The organism is Phocaeicola sp. RTP21198st1_B8_RTP21198_201120 (genome assembly GCF_040929485.1).
Lineage (GTDB): Bacteria > Bacteroidota > Bacteroidia > Bacteroidales > Bacteroidaceae > Phocaeicola > Phocaeicola dorei.
This window is the reverse complement of the sequence record NZ_JBCOCI010000184.1, coordinates 1459-2799: the sequence shown is the minus strand read 5'-3', so window position 1 is coordinate 2799 and position 1341 is coordinate 1459. Positions and strand designations below refer to the sequence as shown.

Below are 1341 nucleotides of genomic sequence, written 5' to 3'. Positions count from 1 at the left end.
TGTATTAAACCATGCGTGTCCGGGCGACAGGACTTTAAAATCACGTTTCAAAATATCCGAATGAAACTGTTTAAACCACTTATTGTGACAAGCTTCCGCTATTTGTTTTGCTAAATTCAAATAAGAATTCTCTTGCGTTATTTTATAAAGAAGACAAGCCAACTGCAAAGGCTGACCAGAATTATAAGAATACTTATTCTTCTCTATGTTACCTACCTGAGTGGGATCATCATCTTTAGGAGAAGCGTTATCATAATACAAATGATCACTAGGATCATACATATAAGTCTGCAACCAGTTAAAACACTCTTTTGCTTTATCCAAATAAATTTGTTTGTTAGTTAACTGATATAAAATACAACTCAATACCCCTGTCGGAGCTGTAGAACAAGTATTCTTCGACCTACTAGGTTCGTTCAATTCTCTCCAATGTACTCCGCCACCACAAGTTTCATCCCACCCATACTGTGCCAAATAATTCCACACAGCCTCAGCCTGAGTCAAATAACGTTTATCTCTAGTAATAATATACCATTCCGCCATATCAAGTCCAATCCATACATTATCATCATAAAAACGCTCGTTGCCAGCTGCCGGATACACACTATATGCAGTACGTCCACGATCTGCTATCCAAAAAGCCTGAATACCACTGAACATATCATTGTCCAAAGACTCATAGTGCCGTTCCTGCCCCGTACCAAGAGAAGCTTCTCTCATTGCCACAAACGCAGACAATCCACTACCTTGTCCCCATACAAGTGCGTCTCCATCCCAATAACCGTCAGCCTTAGGATACCATGTCTGCCAACACGTCCGAGGCCCCTTGTGATAATAATACTCTATAACCTTTGTCATCAAGGTATGAGCACAATCAAACATTTTCATTTGTGCATATTCAAAGGTTGCCGCTTCCTGACTTTTACTCTCCGACCGCAAACCATTGACTCCCACTAAAGTGACCGCTACCTCATACGTTCCCTCTGAAGGTACTTGTAGCAAATAATTTGCTCCGTTTTTGTATTTGACATCATTACCATTTAATAAAACAATGCTCCATTCCTGCGTCTTTCCGGTGTCTATCCTCCGATAAGCTATTTCTATCTGGAGATCTTTCACATAGGTTTTCCTCACAAAATTCACAACCAGCTCTTTCTCCCTATTTGTATTCAACACTTCCAGTTGCTCCACCGGATCAATTTTTTGGAGAAAGTTTTCCTCTTCTTTACTATCTTCACTACACGACTGCATGGTAGTCCCAACCACAAATAGAACTATCAATATACCAATTATCTTTTCCATATATTTTTTCATTTATTATTTCCCAACGAGGTGGTAGCC

At 39.7% G+C, this 1341-nt stretch carries 1 protein-coding gene; it reads right to left on the bottom strand.

What is annotated here, in order from left to right:
• A partial coding sequence (locus tag AB5935_RS24235; protein ID WP_368327680.1) for a glycoside hydrolase family 76 protein occupies positions 1 to 1302 on the bottom strand: 1302 nt, incomplete at its 3' end.
• Positions 1303 to 1341: the final 39 nt, after the last annotated feature.